Origin of the sequence: Denitrificimonas caeni (assembly GCF_905120345.1) — a bacterium.
Classification (GTDB): Bacteria; Pseudomonadota; Gammaproteobacteria; order Pseudomonadales; family Pseudomonadaceae; genus Denitrificimonas; species Denitrificimonas caeni_A.
On sequence record NZ_CAJHOA010000010.1, the window covers coordinates 36,841 to 59,337 of the forward strand.

Here is a 22,497-nt window from a genome sequence, read left to right on the forward strand (position 1 = left end):
CAATGGGTCTTCGTGCATTCCTTGATAAGATCGAGCACAACTTTGAAAAAGGCGGTAAGTACGAAAAGTGGTATGCCCTGTATGAGGCGGCTGACACCATTTTCTATCGTCCAAGTAGCGTCACTAAAACCACCGCACACGTACGTGATGGGGTTGACCTAAAACGTATAATGATCACCGTGTGGTTATGTGCGTTTCCAGCGATGTTCTTTGGTATGTGGAACATCGGTTACCAAGCTAACCTGATTTTCGCGGCAAACCCTGATCTGTTGGCCGCTCAAGAAGGCTGGCGTATGGCTTTAAGCGGTTCTTTGGCGGGTTTTGATCCGGGCAGTGTCTGGGACAATATGATCCAGGGGGCAACATGGTTTGTGCCGATTTATCTGGTGACCTTTATTGTCGGTGGATTCTGGGAAGTGCTATTTGCTTCGATCCGCGGCCATGAGATCAACGAAGGTTTCTTCGTTACGTCCATTCTCTTTGCCTTGATCCTGCCGCCAAGCATTCCTTTATGGCAAGTTGCCATGGGTATTAGCTTTGGTGTGGTGATTGCCAAAGAAGTATTCGGTGGTACCGGTAAAAACTTCTTAAACCCGGCTCTTGCTGGTCGTGCTTTCCTGTTCTTTGCTTACCCTGCGCAACTCTCTGGAGATGCGGTGTGGACTGCCGTGGATGGTTTCGCTGGCGCCACTGCTCTGAGTTTAGGTGCTGAGGGTGGTATGGAGCAGGTGATCGGTTCAGGTATCACTTGGATGGATGCCTTTATTGGTAAAGTGCACGGTTCAGTCGGTGAAACCAGTACCTTAGCGATCTTTATTGGCGGTGCAGTGTTGCTGATTATGCGGATTGCCGCATGGCGCATTGTTGCTGGCGTAATGATTGGCATGGTGGCCTTGAGTTCACTGTTTAACATGCTGGGTTCAGATACCAATCCGCTGTTTGCTATGCCGTGGTACTGGCATATGGTTGTGGGTGGTTTTGCCTTCGGTATGATCTTTATGGCGACTGACCCTGTGTCTGCGTCCATGACTAATACGGGTAAGTGGATTTTTGGTGCACTGATCGGGGTGATGGTGGTGTTGATCCGTGTGGTTAACCCAGCGTTCCCAGAAGGCATGATGCTGGCGATTCTATTTGCCAACTTATGCGCACCACTGATTGACCACTTTGTTGTTCAGGCCAATATCAAGCGGAGGCTGGCACGCAATGTCTAGTCAAAGAGAATCAACCGCACGCACACTCACCGTCGCTTTACTGGTGTGCTTGGTGTGTTCAGTGTTTGTGGCTGGAGCCGCCGTTGCTCTACGCCCAACACAAATTGAAAACCGTCTACTGGATAAACAGCGCAGTATTCTAGCGATTGCTGGGTTGGGCGACGCCAGTCTATCGGCTACGCAAGTCAAGCAAATGTTTGATGAGCGCATTAAAGCGCGGATTGTCGATTTAGAAACCGGTAAGTTTTCTGATGCGCAGAATCCCATCACCTTTGATCCATTAGCTTCATCGAAGGACCCTGCTTTATCTAAAGTGTTAAGCGGATCTGAAGATATTGCCTCGATCAAGCGTCGTGAGCGTTATAGCACGGTGTATATGGTGGAGCATGATGGACAGTTGGATACTTTAATCATTCCTGTACGCGGTTATGGCCTGTGGTCAACCCTACATGGCTTTATTGCCGTGAAAGGTGATCTCAATACCGTCGCCGGCTTTGGTTTTTATGAACACGGCGAAACCCCAGGTTTGGGCGGCGAAGTGGATAATCCAAAGTGGCGCGATCTGTGGTTAGGCAAGAACTTGTTTAACAGCAAAGATGAAGTGGCCATTCGCGTGATTAAAGGCAACGTCGATAAAAGCAGTCCAACAGCGGCTAACCAAGTTGATGGTTTGGCCGGTGCGACCTTGACCAGTAACGGCGTGACTCACTTAGTGCAGTTCTGGCTGGGTGAGAACGGCTTTGGTAGCTTTATTGAGCATTTACGTGCTGGGGAGGCTTAAGCATGTCACAGCCAACGATTAAACAAGTTCTTTTTGATCCTATTTTTAATAACAACCCCATTGGCTTGCAGATCCTTGGTATCTGTTCAGCCCTAGCGGTGACTTCAAACCTGAAAACTGCGTTAGTGATGTCGATTGCCTTAACCTTGGTAACCGCCTTCTCGAGCATGTTTATCTCGATGATTCGCAAGCAGATTCCAAGCTCAATTCGTATGATTGTGCAGATGGTGATCATTGCTTCATTGGTGATCGTGGTCGATCAGGTTCTGAAAGCTTATGCCTACTCATTGTCTAAGCAGTTATCGGTGTTTGTCGGATTGATTATCACCAACTGTATTGTGATGGGTCGTGCCGAAGCCTTTGCTATGGCCAATCCGCCAGTACTGTCATTTTTTGACGGTATCGGTAACGGTTTAGGCTACAGTGCCATGCTGGTTGTTCTGGGTATTATCCGCGAACTGTTTGGCGCCGGTAAATTGATGGGTTACACCATTCTACCTGTGGTCAATGATGGCGGCTGGTACTTGCCTAACGGTATGTTGCTGTTACCACCATCGGCATTCTTCTTAATTGGTTTGATTATCTGGGGACTGCGGATGTGGAAACGAGAGCAGGTTGAAAAGCCTGACTTCAGCATTGCCGCACACTCTCAAGAGAAGGAGGCGTACTGATGGAACATTACATCAGCTTATTTGTTAAGGCCGTTTTTGTTGAAAACATGGCTTTGGCGTTCTTCTTGGGCATGTGTACCTTTATTGCGATTTCCAAAAAAGTGGAAACAGCAATTGGTCTCGGTATTGCGGTAGTAGTGGTGCAGGCGATTACAGTGCCGGCCAACAACCTGATTTATACCTACTTACTCAAAGATGGCGCATTGGCTTGGGCAGGCATGCCTGAAGTTGATTTAAGCTTCTTGGGCTTGCTCAGCTACATCGGCGTAATTGCCGCGATTGTGCAAATCTTGGAAATGCTCCTCGATAAGTATGTGCCCGCGCTGTACAACGCGTTGGGCGTGTTCTTGCCGTTGATCACGGTAAACTGCGCCATCATGGGTGGTACCTTGTTTATGGTTGAGCGTGATTACAACTTCGCAGAAAGTACCGTATACGGTTTAGGTTCAGGTTTTTCCTGGGCGTTAGCGATTGCGTTATTAGCAGCGATTCGCGAAAAACTGAAATACAGTGACGTGCCACAAGGTCTGCAAGGGCTCGGTATCACGTTTATCACGATTGGCTTAATGTCATTAGGCTTTATGTCATTCTCTGGCGTTCAACTGTAAGGAGTAGCGAGTAATGAATTTTGAGATTTTTCTCGCTATTGGTATGTTCACCGCGATCGTGCTCGCGCTGGTAGTGATGATTCTTATCGCTCGTGCGCGTTTGGTATCGGACGGTGATGTAACCATTAATATCAACGGCGAGCGTACGATTACCGTACCGGCTGGTGGCAAGTTGCTACAAACCTTAGCAGGTAACAATATTTTCCTATCCTCTGCCTGTGGCGGTGGTGGTACCTGTGCCCAGTGTAAGTGTGTGATCAGCAGTGGTGGTGGCGAAATGTTGCCGACTGAAGAATCACACTTTACCAAGCGTGAAGCTAAAGAAGGCTGGCGTCTATCCTGCCAGGTTGCGGTTAAACAGGACATGGACATTGACATCCCAGAAGAGATTTTTGGGGTTAAAAAATGGGAATGTACGGTTGAATCCAACCCGAACGTAGCGACCTTTATTAAAGAACTGACTCTGCGTATTCCTGATGGCGAGGATGTTAACTTCCGTGCGGGTGGTTATGTGCAGTTGGAATGCCCGCCGCATGTGGTGCAGTACAAGGATTTTGATATCCAGCCAGAGTTCCATGCCGATTGGGATAAGTTTGATATTTGGCGTTACAGTTCGACCGTCACCGAGTCAACCATTCGCGCTTACTCGATGGCGAACTATCCGGATGAAAAGGGTATTGTTAAGTTTAATATCCGGGTCGCGACACCGCCACCAGGCCGTGATGATTTACCCGCCGGTATTATGTCATCGTGGGTGTTCAGCCTGAAGCCAGGTGATAAAGTCACTGTATACGGTCCGTTTGGTGAGTTCTTTGCCAAAGATACCGAGGCAGAAATGGTCTTTGTTGGTGGTGGTGCCGGTATGGCGCCGATGCGCTCGCATATCTTTGATCAGCTTAAACGCTTGCATAGCACGCGTAAAATCAGCTTCTGGTACGGTGCGCGTTCAATGCGTGAAGCCTTCTACGTAGAAGAGTACGATAAGCTACAAGCAGAGAACCCTAACTTCACTTGGCATCTGGCGTTGTCAGATCCATTGCCGGAGGATAATTGGACGGGCCCGACTGGATTTATTCATAACGTTCTCTATGAGAACTACTTGAAAGATCACCCCGCGCCGGAAGATTGCGAGTTCTACATGTGCGGACCGCCAATGATGAACAACGCTGTAGTTAATCTGTTGCTTGATTTGGGTGTTGAACCTGAAAATATCTTACTTGATGACTTTGGAGGCTAGTATGTTACGCAACCTGTTGCAGGGAGCGTGTTTAGTGTCAACGTTAGTTTTAGCGCTCAGTGGTTGCGAGAGCAACTCTGAGCGTGTTGAAGTGCTGTCAGGTCCAACCATGGGCAGCACTTTCACCATCAAGTATGTCTATAACGCGACAACACCTGCGGCTGATGCTGTGGGTGTTGAAGTGCAAAGCATTTTGGATCAGGTTGACCGTCAAATGTCGACCTACCGCTTAGATTCTGATATCGCCCGCTTTAATCAATCCCCCGCCCAGACCTGCATGCCAATGCCGCAGCCTGTATTGGATTTAGCCCAGTATGGCTTTGAGTTATCACAACTCAGCGACGGTGCATTTGATTTGACCTTAGGGCCTTTGTTGAATCTTTGGGGTTTTGGTCCACAAGCGCGTTCTAAGCATGTGCCAAGCGCTGAGGCGATTGCTGAGGCAAAAGCTCGCGTGGGTTATCAGCATGTGCGTGTCGTTGATGGCCAGTTGTGTAAAGATGCTGACGTTAAAATTGAATTCAATAGTATTGCGGCGGGCTACACGGTCGATCGTATCAGTGAGCGTTTCGCCGAGCTGAATATTGATAGTTATATGATCGAAGTCACTGGCGAACTGATTGCTAAAGGGCGTAAACCTGATGGTACGCCTTGGCGTATCGCTATGGAGCAACCGCTTGGTGATGGGCAGCGAGTCATTCAGCGGGTGCTAGAAATCGATGGTTATGGTGTTAATACCTCGGGTGATTACCGTAATTACTTTGAGGAAAATGGTATACGTTTCTCCCATACTATTGATCCGCAAGCGGGTGCGCCGATCAGTCATCGACTGGCTTCGGTAACTGTAGTGGATCGATCTACCTTACATGCCGATGGTTTAGGTACACTGTTATTAGTTTTAGGGCCTGAACGTGGTCTGTCTTTTGCGGAGGAGCACGACATTGCTGCTTTCTTTGTAATGCGTGACGGTGAGGGCTTTGCTACGCAAGTCAGCTCAGAGTTTTCCAGGATGTTTCCTGAAGGAGGTAACCCATGAGCGGAATCATGTTATTTATCGTCGTATTTGCCGTGATGTTATTAGTGGTGTTAGGAATGTCGGCGGGTGTGCTCGCTGGACGTCGACCGATCGCTGGTTCTTGCGGTGGAATTGCCAACTTGGGTATTGAGAAAGAATGCTCTATCTGCGGTGGAGTGCGCGAGAAGTGTGATGAAGTGAGCGCGGCGCAAGCGTATGACGCGACCAAGCGCTAATTGTCAAGTGTTGGTAATGCTGGCCCAATAAGCCAATTTTTTTGTAAACATGTTGCAGTGTCTAGTCCTTTGTATATTGCGCATGTTGTGAAGGAGTCCAAATGGCAGTTTACAACTATGATGTAGTTATTCTAGGTTCAGGACCTGCGGGAGAAGGCGCGGCAATGAATGCCGCTAAAGCAGGTCGCAAGGTTGCTGTTGTAGAAAGCCGTGGTGTCTTAGGTGGTAATAGTACGCACTTAGGTACGATTCCCTCGAAAGCTTTGCGTCACTCCGTGCGTCAAATTTTACGTTTTAATACCAGCTCAATGTTTCGACAAATTGGTGAGCCGCGTTGGTTTTCTTTCCCTGATGTGTTGAAAAATGCGGAAAGTGTGATTGAGCGTCAAGTGGCGTCACGTACCGGTTATTATGCGCGCAACCGTATTGATGTGTATTTTGGTACCGCAAGCTTTGCTGATGAGCATAGCGTTGATGTGGTGGGTCCCAGCCGTGTTGAAAAACTCGTTGCTAATGAAATTATCATTGCTACCGGTTCACGTCCGTACCGACCCGCTGACGTTGATTTTACCCATCCGCGTATTTATGACAGCGATACCATTCTAAGTCTGAGTCATACTCCGCGCCGTTTGATTATTTACGGAGCGGGTGTGATTGGTTGCGAATATGCATCAATCTTTAGTGGTCTCGGTGTGTTGGTTGACTTGATTGATAACCGTAATCAGTTATTGAGTTTCTTGGATGATGAGATCTCTGATGCGCTGAGTTACCACTTGCGTAACAACAACGTGTTGATTCGTCACAATGAAGAGTATGAGCGGGTTGAAGGCGTCGATAAAGGTGTGATTTTGCATCTGAAATCCGGTAAGAAAATCAAAGCCGATGGTTTCTTATGGTGTAACGGCCGTACCGGTAACACCGATCAATTGGGTCTAGAAAACGTAGGCTTGACGGCTAATGGTCGTGGTCAGATCGATGTTGATGAATTCTACCGCACTGCCGTGCCGAATATTTACGCTGCGGGTGATGTGATTGGCTGGCCCAGTCTAGCCAGTGCTGCCTATGACCAAGGTCGTTCAGCGGCGGGTAATATTATCGATCAGGACAGCTGGCATTTTGTTGACGATGTGCCGACTGGTATTTATACCATTCCGGAAATCAGCTCAATTGGTAAAACAGAGCGTGAATTGACTGAAGCTAAAGTGCCGTATGAAGTGGGTAAAGCCTTCTTTAAAAGCATGGCGCGTGCGCAGATTTCGAACGAGCCTGTGGGCATGCTGAAAATTCTGTTCCACCGTGAAACCTTAGCTATTTTGGGCGTGCATTGCTTTGGCTACCAAGCCTCAGAAATTGTCCATATTGGTCAAGCGATTATGAATCAGCCTGGCGAAGCCAATACGTTGAAGTATTTTATTAATACCACGTTTAACTTCCCTACCATGGCTGAAGCGTATCGTGTCGCAGCCTATGATGGCCTGAACCGACTTTTTTAAGCGGCTCCGGTCAGTGGCCTGATTCGGTCGGAGCCTATTTGGAACAGCGTTTCAGTGATTCCCAAGGATGGCAATGGCCAAACCGGGAAAGTCAGTAATCAGACTGTCTGCACCACACGCAGCGAGTCGGCGCATTAGCGCTGGCTCGTTGACTGTCCACACCGAGACATGTAATCCCTTCTGTTGTGCTTTCTTTAAGCGCTGTTCTGTTGCTAGCGTCGACTTCAATACCAACATGCTACAGCCGTAGCGTTGTGCCGTTTTTATTGGATCTAACCATGCGTATTCAGCCACCAACCCTCTGGCCAAGTGTGGAGTGAGATGCTGTGCTGCGCGTAATACTGTACGTGAGCTGCTGGTGATTATAATTTTATCTTGCAGTGAAAAATCTGCGCTGAGCTGATCAATCGCGCGGACAATCTCTGCTGCACGAGTTTTAGACGCTTCTTTAACTTCCAGCTGCCAGTGCGTGAATGGGCACTGCTCAAACAATTGCTCAAGCGTTGGAATAGGGCAGGGTAGCGGCCAAGGTGCGGTAGTGTGCCGAGCATCCATTTGCATTAATTGCGCGGCAGTATGCTGGCTGACTTTGCCACGCCGCCCAGTGGTGCGTTTCAATGTGGCATCATGAATCACCATCAGCTGTTGATCTTTCGACAGATGCAAATCCAGCTCGCAACGAGTGACGCCGGTTGCTAAGCACGCTTGAAAACTGGCTAAGGTGTTTTCTGGTGCTGCGCCGCGAGCGCCGCGGTGACCGTAAATAAGAGTCATAGTGCAGACACATCATCGGGTTGCAGTGCTAAGCGCCTTTGTTGAGCTTGTTTATGCAAAATATGCCGAGCCAGAATTTGTCGTGTTGCATCGGTGAGATTTTCAAAGAGAGTGACAGTTTGCACACCGTCAACGCTGTGGCGGTGCTCAATCACTCGTGCATCAACCCTTAAGCCAAAGCCTTGTGGCAGCAAAACAATTTTTAAGCTGAGCAGCGTACCAATCGGGTGCACCGACTCGTCAACAAAGACCAGACTGGACTCTGAGAGGCTGACATCGCGCGCAGGTCCAATGTCTTTCAGTAAGTTGTGTGCCAAAACTTGGCCGAGTAAATCAATACGCTTGTTGATGACTTTAAAATAGCTGGCGACGCTGCGATCGGTTTCGCCAACGGCACGTAGCAACGGCTGTGCTTCATACTCCAACAGGTGTAAGTCACCTAATAAACTGAAAAGCAAGGAGTCCTCTTCAGTCTGCGTCTGCGCTAAACGAATTTGCAGTGCGATTTGATCGTCAATGCGATAGTATTCGCGGCGATCTTCGGTATCTTGTGTGGACATAGCGAACCCATAGCTGCAATGGAGGTCAGAGTGTAAATCGGCATGCAATAAACTGCCAACCTATCGAATTTTTTTGTGAATGTAGCCATTATGTTTCGACCTTTAGCTCTATTTATTGGTATGCGTTATACGCGCGCCAAACGTCGTAATCACTTTATCTCTTTTATTTCTTTAACGTCTATGGTCGGTTTGGCTCTGGGTGTTTTAGTGATGATTTTAGTCTTGTCGGTGATGAATGGCTTTGATCGTGAACTGCGAACCCGAATTCTCGGAATGGTGCCGCATGCCACAGTCAGCTCTTATACACCACTAAATGATTGGCATGAGGTGGGCGATCAAGTGTTGCAGCATCCTGATGTTGTCGCCGTTGCACCTTTTACCCAGCTGCAGGGCATGCTCACCCACAGTGGTAGCGTCCAGCCGGTGTTGGTCAATGGTGTGCTGCCCAGTGCTGAAAAGAATGTCTCGATTATTAAAGACCATATGGTTGAAGGCAGTTTAGACGCTTTAGAAAGCGGTGAGTTTGGCATTGTCATTGGCCAGCAAACGGCAGCGATGTTTAATGCTTCGGTGGGTGAAAAACTGACCTTTGTCTTGCCCGAAGCCTCGATTACGCCGGCTGGTGTTTTTCCGCGCTTAAAGCGCTTTACTGTGGTCGGTGTCTTTAAAGTGGGTGCCGAATTAGACAGTTCATTAGCGCTGATTCATATTGAAGACGCCGCACGTTTGTCACGCTGGCAGCCCAATCAAGTCGAAGGCATACGCTTAAAACTGAATAATTTATTTGATGCACCGCGTGTGGCTTGGGAAATTGCTCGCAGTATGCCCGATAGCGATTTACATCCACGGGACTGGACTCGCAGTCATGGCAATTTATTCCAAGCCATTCAAATGGAAAAAACCATGATTGCTTTACTGTTACTGCTGATTGTTGCGGTGGCAGCCTTCAATATTATTTCCACCCTAGTCATGGTGGTGACTGATAAAAAAGCGGATATTGCTATTTTGCGTACCTTAGGCGCTTCGCCTGGGCAGATTATGGCGATATTTATGGTGCAAGGCTCGCTGATTGGCGTGGTCGGCACTTTAATTGGTGGCGTTTTAGGTGTGATCAGTGCACTCAACGTGACGACTTGGGTGGCGGCGTTAGAGAAATTTTTTGGTCACCAATTCTTAAGTTCGGATGTGTACTTTATTAGCTACTTGCCGTCAGAGTTGCGTAGCAACGATGTGTTGATGATTTGTGGCGCTGCTTTGTTGATGAGTTTTTTAGCGACCCTATACCCTGCGTGGCGCGCTTCACGTACTGAACCTGCAGAGGCTTTGCGTTATGAGTAATAAAGCTGTTTTAGAGTGCCGCCATTTAGGTAAGAGCTACAGTGAAGGCCCTGCTGAGGTGCATGTTTTACAAGATGTTGAGTTGTACTTAAAGCCGGGCGAGCGCGTTGCGATTATTGGCAGTTCAGGATCTGGAAAAACGACATTATTGAATATGCTTGGTGGTTTAGACACGCCCAGTGCCGGTAGTGTTTGGTTGGCGGGTGAAGAGCTGTCGGCTTTATCAGAAAAAAAACGTGGTTTGCTACGTAATCGTGCCTTGGGTTTTGTTTATCAGTTTCACCATTTACTGGCTGAGTTTAATGCCCTCGAAAACGTTTGTATGCCTCTGCTGATTGGTCATTTGCCTATTGTAGAAGCCCGCCAACGCGCAGAAGCGTTGCTGACGCGTGTAGGCCTTGCTCATCGTATTCATCATAAGCCCTCTGAGTTATCCGGTGGTGAACGGCAACGCGTGGCGATTGCCCGAGCGTTGGTCAATCAGCCTGCTCTCGTGTTGCTGGATGAACCAACCGGTAACCTTGATCGCAGCACCGCGCAAACGATTCAAGAGTTGATTTTAGAGCTGTCGGTTTCACTAGGCACGGCGTTTTTAGTGGTGACCCACGATCCTGCTTTAGCGCAACAAATGGACCGCATTCTAACCTTGGAAAACGGACGCTTAATTCCAGTGGCTAAAACACAGTAGTGACAGACTAAGAAAGAAAATAGAGTTGTGTCTCGCAAAGGATAAGCAGGAGGAGTGTCGTGCTTTGGGGTGGATATTAATCCGTCGCTGAACCCATCCAGGGCTGAACTCCGCTATTAGGCCCTTGATGGTTGCGCTCACCACATCGACCTCTGAGCATTTGTAGTGTTTCACTCTCGAAGCACGAGTCATTCAAGTGCTTAAGTATGCACAAATTGAGCGTTATCTCATCGACAGCTTAAGCTGGGCTGACTTCAAGTACTTCAATGTGTGTCAGAGTCAGATAATGCCAGCGTACTTGCACATCGTAAAACCTGACCCCATAGATACGCTCAGGCGCTGGTTGCTGATACGCCGGCCGTGGATCTTGCGCCAAGCACTGCTCAATCAGATCCACCAGTGGTTGCTCTAAGCGTTGCGCATGCTGCTCAGCGTGTTGTAGAGCGATCATCTGCCAGCCCACTTGAACCCGCGTGGGAGCGCTATCGGCAATCGCATTGTGAGCTGTAGGTACGCTATCGGCATAGGGTACATAGGGTTTGATATCCAACACCGGTGTGCCATCCAATAAATCTATCCCTGAAATCCATAAGCGCCCAGCTTCTGCACGCTCTAAGCGCACAGCTGATTGGCCTATACCATTGGGGCGATGCGTCGCACGACTGGCAAACACGCCAATACTTTTATTGCCGCCCAAACGGGGTGGACGCACTTTTAAGCGTGGTGTGTTTTCTAGGGTTTTATGGAAGAGAAATATCACCCAGATATGGCTGACCTCTTCTAAACCGGCGATGGCGTCTGCTTGATCATAAGGAGGCAAGAGCTCAATGCAACCCTGTGCGGCAGGAGCTAAGAGAGGTTGGCGAGGAATGGCAAACTTTTCTTTAAAGCAGGAACGTACATAGCCGATAGGGCTGAGCGTATAAGACATGCTGCTGTCTCCGTAGCGATTGACGCTGCAGCTGAGCAGCAGCGTCAATCAGGTTAGCCAGCGACCAGTACGCGTACTGCTTCAAGGCGTAACGCTGCTTTAGAAAACATGCTTAAGCCTTGTTCTTTATAGGCGTGTAAGGTGTCGATTTCCTCATCGCGGACACTGGGGTTGATGGCTTGCAGAGCTGTCAGACGTGCAATCTCTTCATCCATGCTGGCAGTGAAGGCCGCACTGGCTTGGGCAACGCGCTCGTTATGGCGTGGTTGCATGGTGGCTTGCGCATTGTCGACTAAACGCAATAATGTATCACGTTGCGCGCGAGCAAATTTGCTCGCACTGGAGCGTGGCACGCTTTCTAATTGCTCATTGAGCGTCGCAAAGCTGACGCGGTTGGCCAGGTCATTGCCTTTGTCATCCAACAAACAACGCAGGGCAATAGGCGGTAAGAAGCGTCCGAGTTGTAAATGCTTCGGCGCAATCGCTTCGCTGACATACAACAATTCCAACAGCATCGTGCCAGCTTTAATGGCTTTGTTTTTTAACAGAGCGACAGCGGTGTTGCCCATTGAACCTGACAACACTAAATCCATACCACCTTGCACCATTGGGTGTTCCCAAGTGATAAATTGCATGTCTTCACGACTCAGCGCCAATTCACGATCATAGGTGATGGTGACCGCTTCATCGTCGCCGAGCGGGAAGCTGGCATCGAGCATTTTTTCGCTTGGACGTAAAATCAGTGCGTTATCCGAATGGTCTTCACTATCAATCCCAAAGGCATTGAACAGCTGTTCCATATACATCGGTAGAGCAAAGGTGTCATCTTGCTCTGCAATGGCCTCCACTAAAGCCTGTCCACGTCCGGAACCGCTGGAGTTGATTTCCAAAAGACGGTCACGGCCTTTTTCCATTTCGCTTTCCAGTTGTACACGTGCAGCACTGGCACTCGCCAACAAGGCCTGCCAAGCTGTTTCATCGTCTTCATCCTGCTGCAACAGCGCTTCTAGCGGTTCCGCAAATTGCAGTTGTAAGGCATTGCCAGTAGGGCAGGTCGATAAAAATGCATTCAGCGCGTGCTGATACCATTCAAAGACGCGTTGTTGCGCGGTACCAGTTAAGTAGGGCACATGGATTTCAATGGTGTGCTGTTGACCAATTCGGTCAAGACGGCCAATTCGTTGCTCAAGCAAGTCAGGGTGCAGAGGTAAATCAAATAAGACTAAGTGATGGCTGAATTGGAAGTTACGGCCTTCACTGCCAATTTCTGAACAGAACAGCACTTGCGCGCCAAACTCATCATCGGCAAACCAAGCAGCCGCACGGTCACGCTCGATAATACTCATACCTTCATGGAAGGTTGTCGCTGGAATGCCACTACGAATACGCAGTGCATCACCGAGATCCAAAGCCGTTTCGGCATGAGCGCAAATGACCAATACTTTTTCTTGCTTAAGGTTCTTCAGAGTTTCCAGCAGCCAGTCCACACGGGGATCAAAGCGCCACCAGTGTTGTTTGCTCTCGGACTCGTCGGATTCGTTTATTGGTCCGTCGACATATATTTCAGGGTACAGTTGAGCGTGCAAATCATCAGGATTATTTAGGTATTGCGCAGGGTAGGACAACGGCGCCGCATGCAGTTTGCGCTCAGGGAATCCAGAAATCGCTGCACGGGTATTACGAAATAACAAACGTCCGGTGCCGTGACGGTCTAACAGTTCGCGAATCAAACGCGGCGCTGCTTGCTGATCGCCGGCATTAAAGGCGCTGATCAACACTTGGCTATCATCGCCTAAAAATTCTTGGATAGTCTGTTGCGCACTGTTGCTTAACTGCTGTTGCTCCAGCAGCTCACGCACCGCGTCGGCAATGGCTTGGTAGTGTTGGCTTTCTTCACGGAAAGCCGCTAAGTCATGGAAACGGTGTGGGTCAAGCAGGCGTAGGCGAGCAAAGTGACTGTCTTGCCCGAGTTGCTCAGGAGTCGCTGTGAGCAAGAGAACGCTGGGAATAAGAGTGGCCAAGGTTTCTACCAACTGGTAGGCAGGACTCGACTGCTCAGGGTGCCAAACTAAGTGATGCGCTTCATCGACCACCAAAATATCCCAGTCACAGCTGCACAAGGCTGCTTGCGCGCGCTCATCCTCGACCAGCCAATTCATTGCCACTAAAGCGATTTGGCAGTCTTCAAAGGGGTTGTCAGCGTCGCTGGCGAGAAAACGTTGCGCATCAAAGAGGGCTACATCCAAATTAAAGCGCCTGCGCATTTCGACTAACCACTGATGTTGCAGTGTTTCCGGTACCATTAATAAGACACGGCTGGCACGGCCACCGAGGAGCTGACGATGGATAATCAAACCCGCTTCGATAGTTTTACCCAGACCCACTTCATCGGCGAGGAGCACGCGAGGGGCAATTCGATCGGCGACTTCTTGAGCAATGTGTAGCTGGTGTGCAATGGGCTGTGCACGAGCACCAGCCAGACCCCAAAGATTTGACTGTTGTAGCTCACTGTTATGTTGCAGCGAGTTATAGCGCAAGGTAAACCAAGGTAAAGGATCGACTTGTCCGGCGACTAAACGATCACTGGCCATCCGAAATTGAATAAAATTGGACAGTTGTGTTTCTGGCAATATGCATTCATCGTTTTGACTGTTGAAGCCCAAATAAATCAGTAAACCGTCGACTTCAGTAACTTCACGGACAGTCATAGTCCAGCTTTCAAAGTGACTGATTTCATCACCAGGCACAAAGCGCACGCGGGTTAAGGGGGCATTGCGCTGCGAGTATTGACGGGTTTCCCCAGTGGCAGGATAGAGGATGGTCAGTAGGCGACCATCACAAGTAAGAACGGTACCAAGGCCTTGTTCTGCCTCGCCGTCACTGATCCATCGTTGTCCCGGTTGATACTGCTGCGTCATGCTTGTCTCCGCGTGATGTAAAAAGCGCGCTATGATAACGGATACTTGCGCATAGGACACGTTTGAATCGTCTGACACTGCGCAAAGTTATCCACGAGACAATGTATTCGCGACTGGTTATAGTGCAGATTGCATACTTATCGCAGGAGTGCCCAAGATGCTGCCCCCCATCCCCCAAGGCTTGGTGCCTGTGACGTCGCAGCAAGACGAAGTGAAACCTAAACCGGCTATTGCACCGGTAACGCCGGTACAGGAAAGTGCTAAAACCAGTGCGCTAGGTGTCGAAAAAGATAATATCTCTGCCGCCCAGGAGCGTGCCCGTGAAGAGCAACGTCGACGACAACAGCGACAGCAGCAGGCTGAACCCGAACTCGAAGTAGAGTTGCCTGCTACAGAGCATAAAGATACCAGCGAGTTATCGCGTAAGGGGTTATGGGTGGATCTAAAGGTTTAGCTGAGCATCATGTCAGACTTAACGACTGCAGTAGATCGCTTTGAATATCAGTAACAGGTGCCAATATGAGTAATGAGACGCTAGAAAATATTATTGATTTGTCGACTGAACGTGCACGGCGTGTGCATGATTTAGATGAAAAACGCTTACAAGGTGTTCGTGCGGCTTTTATAAAAGTACTGCCTCTGCCATCCATCCTTGCTAAGGCGAAGAAAAAACCTAAGAAAAAACGTTAAATTTGGACCTTAATGCCACAATTTCCGTGCTTTGATTGCAATCTAGTGTAGATCTATTGACCTCTGTCAATGAGTTGTTGGGTATTGTGACGTATCTTAATAGGCAGTTAACTTAGAAGCGTGAGGAGATGGCAATGTTTATGGATGTAGTGGTTTTCGCAGGCATCGGTACAGTCGCCCTTATGGTCGCCTTCTTCTTTGGACTTTACTATTTCGTTAGAAAAGAAGAACAGAATCGCAAGTCAAACTGATCTTTTTTAACAGCACGAGCACGCAAGGCAATTTGGGCAACTTAGGTTGCCCTTTTTTTTGTCTGCTGTTTGCCATAACGTTCGTTGCCGCGTCTGAATCAGTAAAGCAGATTCAGACCTTTTCTTAATTGGGTATATGACGGTTAATCAGTGCACGTAACGCAGCAGGTTTTACCGGCTTTGCTAAAAAGCTAAGGCCTGCTGCATGGACTTGACTGACCAGTTCCGGACGCCCATCAGCGCTGATCACAATCCCAGGAATAGGTGTATTAATTTCCTGGCGTAGCCACGTCATCAGAGCAATACCAGTATCACCACCGTCTAAGTGGAAATCGACTAAAGCTATGTCAGGGTTGGCAGCTTCTTCGAGAATAGTTCGGCACCCTTCACGGTTGCTGGCCGTTAGGACCTCGCAACCCCAGCGCGATAATAAGCTGTGCATACCCGCTAAGATGCTACTTTCATTATCAACACAGAGTATGCGTAAACCTGCTAAGGGTTGCGCCGCATAATTATCTTTTTTAGTTGGCTCAATGGTTTTATTCAGCACGCCGCGGTACATCGGTACTGTGATGCTAAATACACTGCCTTTCTCTAGCCAAGAGCGCACTTCAATGTGGTGGTTTAGTACTTTACTAAGACCGTCAGCAATGGCCAGCCCTAGACCCAAACCTTTTTCTTCTCGTGTTTGGTGGCTGTCGAGACGTTTAAACTCTTCAAAAATAAACTGTAGCTTATCTTCGGGAATGCCTTGGCCTCGGTCCCAAACGTCAATACGCACGTGTTCGCCTTGACGGCGCACACCAAGCAAGACGTTGCCATTGGCATAGCGAAAGGCATTGGTGAGAAAATTCTGCACAATACGGCGCAGTAATCTGGGGTCACTGATGATATTTAGCGAGGTGCTGCGTAAGCGAAAATCAATCCCTTGCTGTTCAGCCAGAGCAGTAAATTCAGCACCTAAGGCTTCAAGCCAAGGTCCAAGGGCAAAAGGTTGACAATGCGGAGTGATACGGCCGCTTTCTAAGCGAGAAATATCCAGCAGGTCACTGATTAGATCTTCGGCTGAACGCAGAGAACTGTCTAGATTTTTTACCAGTTCTTGTGCATCTTCAGGCAGTGCGTCTTGGTGTGAGAGCGCAGCAGAGAAAAGACGAGCAGCATTTAAGGGTTGCATTAAGTCATGGCTGACGGCTGCTAAAAAACGGGTTTTAGACTGGTTCGCGCTTTCAGCAACATGCTTAGCCTCACTGAGGGCAATGTTTAATTGTGATAATTCATGAGTACGTTCGCTAACGCGTTGCTCAAGGCTTTCATTGGCTTCTTTTAAAGCGTGTTCAGCTTCACGGAAAGCGGTAATGTCGGTAAAACTCATCACGAAACCGCCGCCAGGCATAGGATTGCCGATCAGTTCAATCACACGGCCATTAGGAAACAAGCGTTCTGACGTGTGGGCAGTGCCTTGACGCATCCAGTACAGTCGTTTGTTGACATGCGCATCAGCGTTGCCCGGTCCGCAAAGACCATGCTGAGCATTATGGCGAATAATGTCGGCGATAGGACGGCCCACTTGAATCAAGTCATCGGGATAATTAAACAGCTTTAAATAGCGACTATTCCATGCGACTAGACGCAATGAGCGATCAACGACGCTAATGCCCTGAGTAATGTTTTCAATAGCGCCCTGCAGCAATGTGCGGTTGAACTGTAACACTTCGGACGCTTCGCCAACGATGCGTACCACATCCTCGACGTACATTTCACGACCCTCAATCGCTGCTTTAACAACAACACGGGTTGATGACGCACCTAAAACACCCGTGAGTAGGCGCTCTGTGTGAGCCACCCATTCACTGCTGGCGGTTTCTGCTGGATTAAATCCCGAGCCTTTTTTATAGGCGAAGCGAATAAAGCTTTGCTTGGCGCGGTCTTCGCCAACGAAGCGTCCTGCTAAGGTGAGTAGGTCGTTGATTTGGACGGTAAATGTTTGACGGCTACCCACATGTTGGCCAATAAAGCGACTGGCTTGCCAATGCTCTGAAACCCGGGTCTTCGAAAATAGAGATACCAGCACAAAGAGTAAAAAGTTTCCGCTTAACGACAGTAAAACACCAAGAGTTAAGGGGTCGATTGGCAGGCCAAAGGGATTGTTAGACAACCACATAAGACCTGGGAAGGATGCTAAGGACCAATCCATGCTGCTAGCAATCAAAGGTAAAATCAGCGTATAAAGCCACAAGAGTGAGCCTGCAATGAGGCCGGCAAAAACGCCTTGGCGGTTGGCTTGCTTCCAAATTAATGCGCCCAGCATAGCTGGCGCAAGTTGTGTCAGCGCAGCAAAGGCAATCTGCCCGATAGTGGCAAGACTGGTGTTGGCGCCTAATAAGCGGTAACTGGTATAAGCCAGTAATAAAATAATGATAATACTCAGACGCCGAGCGGTCAGCATCCAATAGCGGAATGCTTCAAAAGGGCGATCAGTGGTGCGTGCAGCCAGCATGGATGGCAGTAAAATGTGGTTGGAAATCATAATCGATAAGGTGACGGCCGCGACAATCACCATGCCGGTTGCTGCTGAAGCCCCACCAATAAAGGCCAAAATAGCTAAAGTTGGATTACCTTCGGCAAGAGGCAGACTAATAACAAATGAGTCAGGCACAACGGATGCAGGCAAACGTAACTGCCCCGCAAGAGCAATCGGGATAACAAATAGTGCGACAAGAAGTAGGTAAACAGGGAACACCCAACGCGCTATACGTAAGTCTTTATAGTCATTGTTTTCCACTACCGTGACATGAAATTGTCGCGGTAAAGTATAAATAGCCATCATGGCCACACAGGTTTGTACAATCATTGCTGGCCAGTTGGTCGCTTCATTCCAATACGCTTCGAGCTTTGGCGCTTCTTTTGCCTGTTGCCATAAATCACCCACGCCATTATAGAGTCCAAAAATAACGAACAGGCCAACAGCCATAAATGCCATCAGCTTTACTAGAGATTCAAAAGCAATAGCAAACATTAAGCCGCGGTGGTGTTCGGTCACATCTAAGTTACGCGTGCCAAATAAAATGGTAAATAAGGCTAGAGCAACGGTGACAATAAGAGCTGTATCTTGTGCGTGCATCCCTGTTGAGTTAGCTGAGCTGCCGGTTAGTAAGTTGACGCCGAGGACAATACCTTTCAGTTGTAGGGCGATATAGGGTAATACACCAACCGCAGCAATTAGAGTGACCACAACGGCTAAACGTTGTGATTTTCCATAGCGCGCGGCAATAAAGTCAGCTATTGAGGTGATGTTTTCTTGCTTGCTGATGATGACCATTTTTTTTAGCACCCAAGGCGCCAACGTCAGTAGCAATATAGGACCGATATAAATAGGTAAGAAAGACCAGATTTGCTCAGCCGCTTGACCCACAGAACCAAAAAACGTCCAGCTACTGCAATACACTGCCAGCGATAAACTGTAGATAGTTGAGCGCATGCGCGGACTGATAGTTGTGCCGCGGCGATCGCCGTAAAATGCAATAGCAAATAGAATTGCCATATAGGCCAGCGCGACCAGAGCGATAAGTCCTGTGGAAATTGACATTAACCTGACCTGAAACATGAATAAGATAGGATCATATTAAGGAAAACTGTTGCTATAAGATAGCGTGTACAGGTACTGATGCTTACGCGTGTTGTCGTTAATAAGGTCACCAGTAAGCAATGTATATACAGTCATGTGTTGGACCAGCTGAACTGTTTCAATTGATTTTATGGCGATTTAATAATACTGGGCGATCACTGCAGTATTTGCTGCGTTGACAGAAGGGGCGCGTTGGTTTTTATTTTGTAATTGCCAACATAGGATAGAAACACGGCGTAGATGACCGTTGCTTATTTTTCTAGCGAGCTGTGGCATATAAATGCCATAGCAATTAATGATTTGTGTTGTTGGTAGCGTGCCAAGCGGCCACTTAAAGACTCAGGTAAATCCTGTGTCTGTCTAAACCCCAAAGAACCGTAAAAGCCTCTTAAGTCAGGATGACAGAACAACCAAATTGGCGAGTGTTGATAAGCGACTTGGAGGTGTCGTATTAAAAAACTAGCAACACCTTGTTGGCGATGTTCTGGAGCGGTAAGTAAACTGGTTAACCAGTATCCGTCAGCTATAGGTGAAAGACAGACGCCCGCAATAATTGATGGTGCGCGTACCACCCAGGCATCTGCTTGCTGGGTCATACGCATTGGGCTGTTGTGGCTACGATAAAACTTACGTAATAGAGTATGCTGATTTTCAGCTAAGCATTGAGCGCTAAAATTTGTAGAGTGTTGATCCATTATCGGCACCATCATTTTAATAGCTAAAGCATACTTTATTAATCACTCGCTTGGAGTGTCTGCTTTTAGAGGTGTTATGAGTACGGTTTTAATCGTTGAAGATGATGAGCGTTTAGCGCAGCTCACCTGTGAGTACCTCGAGGCGCAAGGTTTTCTCGTGCTGCTGGAAAGTGATGGTTATTTAGCCGTGCAAAGAATTCTTAACGAGCAGCCAGATTTAGTTGTTTTAGACTTAATGCTGCCGGGACTCGATGGCTTTTCAATTTGCCGCAGTGTGCGACCTGAGTATAAAGGACCTATCCTGATGCTAACCGCACGTACCGACGATGCTGATCAAGTTCAAGGCTTTGAGGATGGGGCAGATGATTATGTCTGCAAACCGGTGCGTCCAGCCGTCCTGTTAGCACGCATTAAAGCGTTATTGCGCCGTGCAGATACTATTGATGCTGCTAGAGCAACCTCAGGCGTGCTGAGCTTTGGTCGGCTGACGATTGATCATGCTCGACGCAGTGCATTCTTAGGCGATAAATATATTGATTTAACGGGTGCTGAGTTTGATTTGCTCTGGTTACTCGCGAGCAATGCTGGGACACCGCTGTCGAGAGAGGTGATTTTCAGTGAGCTGCGCGGCATTGAGTACGATGGTGTTGATCGTTCTATTGATGTGCGTATCTCACGCATCCGGCCACGCATTGGTGATGATGGCGAGCAACCTCGAGTGATAAAAACCATTCGTAATAAAGGCTACTTATTTGTACGCGAAGCCGCGCAAGAGTTGTTGTGAGCTCGATTTTTTTCAGGATCTATGGCGGTTTACTCGCTGCGCTTATATTAACCGCAGGTTTTGGGGCGCTGGCGCTGCATCTGACGCATGAGATTCGAGCTGATCAACACCGTGAACGCTTAGCGAGCGGCACGTTTCGTCTGATGGCCGCTAATTTAGAGGCGCTCGATACGATTGAGCGCAAACGCGCTACTGCATTATGGGGTCGGCTATTGGGTGTCCCGCTGACGATTAAGTCGATAGAGTCTTTAACTTTTGATCGGGGCGATCTCAGGCATCTTCTACGTGGCCGCGTGCTGGTTAAACACAGTGATACTACGCCAGCTAAAGTGTACAGCCTGATTAATACATCAGAGCGCAAAGTTCTGGTCGGTGAGGTGCGTCGAGTGAGTGAGCAGCTGGCGCGAGCTACTGTTTATCTGTTGGTTGATGAGCTGGTGCGTTATCCCGCAGCAGAGCAGGCCGCTAAATTAGCTGAGTTGGCTGAGCAGCATCAATTTGGTTTTGCTCTGAGCTTGTTGTCGGTGGATAAAACAGATTTAGATGCTGATCAATTGCGTCGAATCGAAGAGGGCGACACAGTGATGGCGCTCGATCAGGGTGGTGATGCGATTCGAGTATTTGCTGGTGTTAACGAAACACCTTGGGTGCTGATGCTCGGCCCGGTGCGTCAACTCAATGCTTACCCTGCATATTTGTTGCTACTTATAGCTGCGCTAGGTTTAAGCATGGTGGGTATTTTGGTGTATCTGCTGGTACGTCATCTAGAACGGCGTTTGCAAGATTTAGAATATGCCGCATCGCGTATTGCTCAGGGGCATTTAAATGTGCAGGTTGCTGAGGGCAGTAGTGACTCGGTGGGACGCTTGGCTTTACGTTTTAATGAAATGGCCGCACGCTTGAAAATTTTGATTAATGTACAGGGTGATATGGTGCGTGCTGTAGCGCATGAGTTACGTACGCCGCTCGCTCGTTTGCGTTTTGCTTTAGATATGGCTGCTCATGTAGATGAGTCGCAAGTACGCAGTAAATACTTTGACGGTATGGATCAGGATATTGAGGATATGGATGGCTTGCTCAACGAAATGTTGACCTATGCCAGATTAGAAGCAGGCATGCCAAGCATTAACTTCAGTCGAGTTGAGCTGCATACCTTAATTGAGCAGGTGATCCAGGAGCTTGCGCCTTTACGCCCTGAGATAGCGTTGCAGTATGAAAAAGATGGTGCTAGTGAATGTTGGGTTGATGCAGAAGGTAGGTATTTGCATCAAGCTTTGCAGAACTTGGTCAGTAATGCGCAGCGCTATGCGCGTCATAGTGTGTCAATTGTGTGTCGGGTGCAGCATGAGCTGTGCTATATCGCTGTAGAAGATGATGGCGTCGGTATTGCTGAAGCCTTACGTGAAAAAGTATTCACGCCATTTTTCCGATTGGATGATAGTCGCACGCGTGCCTCGGGTGGGCATGGTCTGGGGCTGGCTATCGTTAAGCGCATTATGTATCTGCATTCAGGGCGCGTACGTATAGAGAGTAGTCGAATGCTGGGCGGAGCACGCATAGTATTGGTGTGGCCGCAGTATGCTCAAGTAAAGGATGCGCGGATCCAGTAGTGGCTAATCTGCATCTGGATAGACTTTTTAAACTAATTTCAAAAACGGGCTTTACAGGTTCTTTAAAGCGTGTAGAATGCGCACCTCGTTAGGCGAACAAGGTTTCACGGCTTAACGTAACAGGTTGATTCTTAAGGAAATAACTTAAAATTAGCTTGACAGGTTCGCGCTCTACTGTAGAATGCGCGGCCTACCAGAGAGGATCGAAAGAACCTCAAAGGTACCAAGGAGTTAGACGGAAGCATTAAAAACTTCCAGAAAATAAACCTTGACAGATACTTCGGAGAGTGTAAAATATGCCTCCTCGCTAAGATCGAAAGACTTAACGAAAACGTTCTTTAACAATTTGAATCAAGCAATTCGTGTGGGTGCTTG

The 22,497-nt window shown here is 48.3% G+C and carries 21 protein-coding genes; 15 read left to right on the forward strand and 6 right to left on the reverse strand.

The window, feature by feature from the left end; genetic code table 11:
* The first annotated feature begins 2 nt into the window (after positions 1-2).
* The 8 genes from JYJ62_RS15085 to sthA all read left to right on the forward strand — a co-directional run bounded on the left by JYJ62_RS15085 (position 3) and on the right by sthA (position 7,255).
* Positions 3-1,214 carry an NADH:ubiquinone reductase (Na(+)-transporting) subunit B gene (locus JYJ62_RS15085; protein ID WP_205343063.1) on the forward strand — a complete coding sequence of 404 codons (1,212 nt, stop codon included), beginning with the start codon at positions 3-5 and terminating at the stop codon, positions 1,212-1,214.
* A complete protein-coding gene (locus JYJ62_RS15090) occupies positions 1,207-1,995 on the forward strand; it encodes a Na(+)-translocating NADH-quinone reductase subunit C (protein WP_205343064.1) in 789 nt (262 codons plus the stop codon). Before JYJ62_RS15085 ends, JYJ62_RS15090 begins: the two co-directional genes overlap by 8 nt.
* A 2-nt stretch (positions 1,996-1,997) precedes the next feature.
* Positions 1,998-2,666 carry an NADH:ubiquinone reductase (Na(+)-transporting) subunit D gene (locus tag JYJ62_RS15095; RefSeq protein ID WP_205343065.1) on the forward strand — a complete coding sequence of 223 codons (669 nt, stop codon included), beginning with the start codon at positions 1,998-2,000 and terminating at the stop codon, positions 2,664-2,666.
* A complete protein-coding gene (gene nqrE / locus JYJ62_RS15100) occupies positions 2,666-3,274 on the forward strand; it encodes an NADH:ubiquinone reductase (Na(+)-transporting) subunit E (protein ID WP_205343066.1) in 609 nt (202 codons plus the stop codon). Before JYJ62_RS15095 ends, nqrE begins: the two co-directional genes overlap by 1 nt.
* A gap of 13 nt (positions 3,275-3,287) precedes the next feature.
* Entirely contained in the window at positions 3,288-4,511 is a 1,224-nt protein-coding gene (gene nqrF, locus JYJ62_RS15105; RefSeq protein WP_205343067.1) for an NADH:ubiquinone reductase (Na(+)-transporting) subunit F, read from the forward strand.
* A 1-nt stretch (position 4,512) separates the two neighbouring features.
* Positions 4,513-5,547: an FAD:protein FMN transferase gene (locus JYJ62_RS15110; protein ID WP_205343068.1), complete on the forward strand. Its 1,035-nt coding sequence runs from the start codon at positions 4,513-4,515 to the stop codon at positions 5,545-5,547.
* Positions 5,548-5,555: 8 nt separating this feature from the next.
* Positions 5,556-5,762 (forward strand): (Na+)-NQR maturation NqrM, encoded by a 207-nt coding sequence (gene nqrM / locus JYJ62_RS15115; protein ID WP_205343085.1) that lies wholly within the window; start codon positions 5,556-5,558, stop codon positions 5,760-5,762.
* Positions 5,763-5,863: 101 nt separating this feature from the next.
* Positions 5,864-7,255: a Si-specific NAD(P)(+) transhydrogenase gene (gene sthA, locus JYJ62_RS15120; RefSeq protein ID WP_205343069.1), complete on the forward strand. Its 1,392-nt coding sequence runs from the start codon at positions 5,864-5,866 to the stop codon at positions 7,253-7,255.
* A 51-nt stretch (positions 7,256-7,306) separates the two neighbouring features.
* Here the strand turns inward: sthA and JYJ62_RS15125 are convergent, their stop codons facing one another.
* Complete coding sequence (locus JYJ62_RS15125; protein ID WP_205343070.1) at positions 7,307-8,029, reverse strand: glycerophosphodiester phosphodiesterase; 723 nt, start codon at positions 8,027-8,029, stop codon at positions 7,307-7,309.
* On the reverse strand, positions 8,026-8,589 hold the full coding sequence (locus tag JYJ62_RS15130) for a PilZ domain-containing protein (protein ID WP_205343071.1): 564 nt from the start codon (positions 8,587-8,589) through the stop codon (positions 8,026-8,028). Before JYJ62_RS15130 ends, JYJ62_RS15125 begins: the two co-directional genes overlap by 4 nt.
* A gap of 90 nt (positions 8,590-8,679) precedes the next feature.
* Here JYJ62_RS15130 and JYJ62_RS15135 point away from each other — a divergent pair, with 90 nt between their 5' ends.
* Both JYJ62_RS15135 and lolD read left to right on the forward strand, forming a co-directional pair.
* Positions 8,680-9,927 carry a lipoprotein-releasing ABC transporter permease subunit gene (locus JYJ62_RS15135; protein ID WP_205343072.1) on the forward strand — a complete coding sequence of 416 codons (1,248 nt, stop codon included), beginning with the start codon at positions 8,680-8,682 and terminating at the stop codon, positions 9,925-9,927.
* Entirely contained in the window at positions 9,920-10,615 is a 696-nt protein-coding gene (lolD, locus tag JYJ62_RS15140; RefSeq protein WP_205343073.1) for a lipoprotein-releasing ABC transporter ATP-binding protein LolD, read from the forward strand. The genes JYJ62_RS15135 and lolD overlap by 8 nt, the downstream gene beginning before the upstream one ends.
* A 238-nt stretch (positions 10,616-10,853) precedes the next feature.
* Here lolD and tsaA read toward each other — a convergent pair whose 3' ends face one another.
* Entirely contained in the window at positions 10,854-11,546 is a 693-nt protein-coding gene (gene tsaA / locus JYJ62_RS15145) for a tRNA (N6-threonylcarbamoyladenosine(37)-N6)-methyltransferase TrmO (RefSeq protein ID WP_205343074.1), read from the reverse strand.
* A 53-nt stretch (positions 11,547-11,599) separates the two neighbouring features.
* On the reverse strand, positions 11,600-14,464 hold the full coding sequence (gene rapA / locus JYJ62_RS15150) for an RNA polymerase-associated protein RapA (RefSeq protein WP_205343075.1): 2,865 nt from the start codon (positions 14,462-14,464) through the stop codon (positions 11,600-11,602).
* 157 nt (positions 14,465-14,621) lie between these two features.
* Here rapA and JYJ62_RS15155 point away from each other — a divergent pair, with 157 nt between their 5' ends.
* The 3 genes from JYJ62_RS15155 to ccoM all read left to right on the forward strand — a co-directional run bounded on the left by JYJ62_RS15155 (position 14,622) and on the right by ccoM (position 15,405).
* Positions 14,622-14,918, forward strand: a complete 297-nt coding sequence (locus JYJ62_RS15155) for an aspartate-semialdehyde dehydrogenase (RefSeq protein WP_205343076.1) — start codon at positions 14,622-14,624, stop codon at positions 14,916-14,918.
* Positions 14,919-14,983: 65 nt separating this feature from the next.
* Positions 14,984-15,154 (forward strand): hypothetical protein, encoded by a 171-nt coding sequence (locus tag JYJ62_RS15160; protein ID WP_205343077.1) that lies wholly within the window; start codon positions 14,984-14,986, stop codon positions 15,152-15,154.
* 140 nt (positions 15,155-15,294) lie between these two features.
* Complete coding sequence (ccoM, locus tag JYJ62_RS15925) at positions 15,295-15,405, forward strand: cytochrome c oxidase subunit CcoM (RefSeq protein WP_420042854.1); 111 nt, start codon at positions 15,295-15,297, stop codon at positions 15,403-15,405.
* Between the two features lie 124 nt (positions 15,406-15,529).
* Here the strand turns inward: ccoM and JYJ62_RS15165 are convergent, their stop codons facing one another.
* Together JYJ62_RS15165 and JYJ62_RS15170 are read right to left on the reverse strand one after the other, a co-directional pair.
* Positions 15,530-18,994, reverse strand: coding sequence for a PAS domain-containing hybrid sensor histidine kinase/response regulator (locus JYJ62_RS15165; RefSeq protein ID WP_205343078.1), 3,465 nt, complete (start codon positions 18,992-18,994; stop codon positions 15,530-15,532).
* A gap of 290 nt (positions 18,995-19,284) precedes the next feature.
* Positions 19,285-19,728, reverse strand: a complete 444-nt coding sequence (locus tag JYJ62_RS15170; protein WP_205343079.1) for a GNAT family N-acetyltransferase — start codon at positions 19,726-19,728, stop codon at positions 19,285-19,287.
* A gap of 76 nt (positions 19,729-19,804) precedes the next feature.
* Here JYJ62_RS15170 and JYJ62_RS15175 point away from each other — a divergent pair, with 76 nt between their 5' ends.
* Complete coding sequence (locus JYJ62_RS15175) at positions 19,805-20,512, forward strand: response regulator (RefSeq protein ID WP_205343080.1); 708 nt, start codon at positions 19,805-19,807, stop codon at positions 20,510-20,512.
* Positions 20,509-22,122, forward strand: a complete 1,614-nt coding sequence (locus JYJ62_RS15180) for an ATP-binding protein (RefSeq protein ID WP_205343081.1) — start codon at positions 20,509-20,511, stop codon at positions 22,120-22,122. Before JYJ62_RS15175 ends, JYJ62_RS15180 begins: the two co-directional genes overlap by 4 nt.
* Positions 22,123-22,497: the final 375 nt, after the last annotated feature.

Excerpts from the sequence above, each read along its gene's own strand:
- JYJ62_RS15085 (WP_205343063.1), top strand. The coding sequence starts at position 3 with ATGGGTCTTCGTGCATTCCTTGATAAGATCGAGCACAACTTTGAAAAA.
- JYJ62_RS15090 (WP_205343064.1), top strand. The coding sequence starts at position 1,207 with ATGTCTAGTCAAAGAGAATCAACCGCACGCACACTCACCGTCGCTTTA.
- JYJ62_RS15095 (WP_205343065.1), top strand. The coding sequence starts at position 1,998 with ATGTCACAGCCAACGATTAAACAAGTTCTTTTTGATCCTATTTTTAAT.
- nqrE (WP_205343066.1), top strand. The coding sequence starts at position 2,666 with ATGGAACATTACATCAGCTTATTTGTTAAGGCCGTTTTTGTTGAAAAC.
- nqrF (WP_205343067.1), top strand. The coding sequence starts at position 3,288 with ATGAATTTTGAGATTTTTCTCGCTATTGGTATGTTCACCGCGATCGTG.
- JYJ62_RS15110 (WP_205343068.1), top strand. The coding sequence starts at position 4,513 with ATGTTACGCAACCTGTTGCAGGGAGCGTGTTTAGTGTCAACGTTAGTT.
- nqrM (WP_205343085.1), top strand. The coding sequence starts at position 5,556 with ATGTTATTTATCGTCGTATTTGCCGTGATGTTATTAGTGGTGTTAGGA.
- sthA (WP_205343069.1), top strand. The coding sequence starts at position 5,864 with ATGGCAGTTTACAACTATGATGTAGTTATTCTAGGTTCAGGACCTGCG.
- JYJ62_RS15125 (WP_205343070.1), bottom strand. The coding sequence starts at position 8,029 with ATGACTCTTATTTACGGTCACCGCGGCGCTCGCGGCGCAGCACCAGAA.
- JYJ62_RS15130 (WP_205343071.1), bottom strand. The coding sequence starts at position 8,589 with ATGTCCACACAAGATACCGAAGATCGCCGCGAATACTATCGCATTGAC.
- JYJ62_RS15135 (WP_205343072.1), top strand. The coding sequence starts at position 8,680 with ATGTTTCGACCTTTAGCTCTATTTATTGGTATGCGTTATACGCGCGCC.
- lolD (WP_205343073.1), top strand. The coding sequence starts at position 9,920 with ATGAGTAATAAAGCTGTTTTAGAGTGCCGCCATTTAGGTAAGAGCTAC.
- tsaA (WP_205343074.1), bottom strand. The coding sequence starts at position 11,546 with ATGTCTTATACGCTCAGCCCTATCGGCTATGTACGTTCCTGCTTTAAA.
- rapA (WP_205343075.1), bottom strand. The coding sequence starts at position 14,464 with ATGACGCAGCAGTATCAACCGGGACAACGATGGATCAGTGACGGCGAG.
- JYJ62_RS15155 (WP_205343076.1), top strand. The coding sequence starts at position 14,622 with ATGCTGCCCCCCATCCCCCAAGGCTTGGTGCCTGTGACGTCGCAGCAA.
- JYJ62_RS15160 (WP_205343077.1), top strand. The coding sequence starts at position 14,984 with ATGAGTAATGAGACGCTAGAAAATATTATTGATTTGTCGACTGAACGT.
- ccoM (WP_420042854.1), top strand. The coding sequence starts at position 15,295 with ATGGATGTAGTGGTTTTCGCAGGCATCGGTACAGTCGCCCTTATGGTC.
- JYJ62_RS15165 (WP_205343078.1), bottom strand. The coding sequence starts at position 18,994 with ATGTCAATTTCCACAGGACTTATCGCTCTGGTCGCGCTGGCCTATATG.
- JYJ62_RS15170 (WP_205343079.1), bottom strand. The coding sequence starts at position 19,728 with ATGGATCAACACTCTACAAATTTTAGCGCTCAATGCTTAGCTGAAAAT.
- JYJ62_RS15175 (WP_205343080.1), top strand. The coding sequence starts at position 19,805 with ATGAGTACGGTTTTAATCGTTGAAGATGATGAGCGTTTAGCGCAGCTC.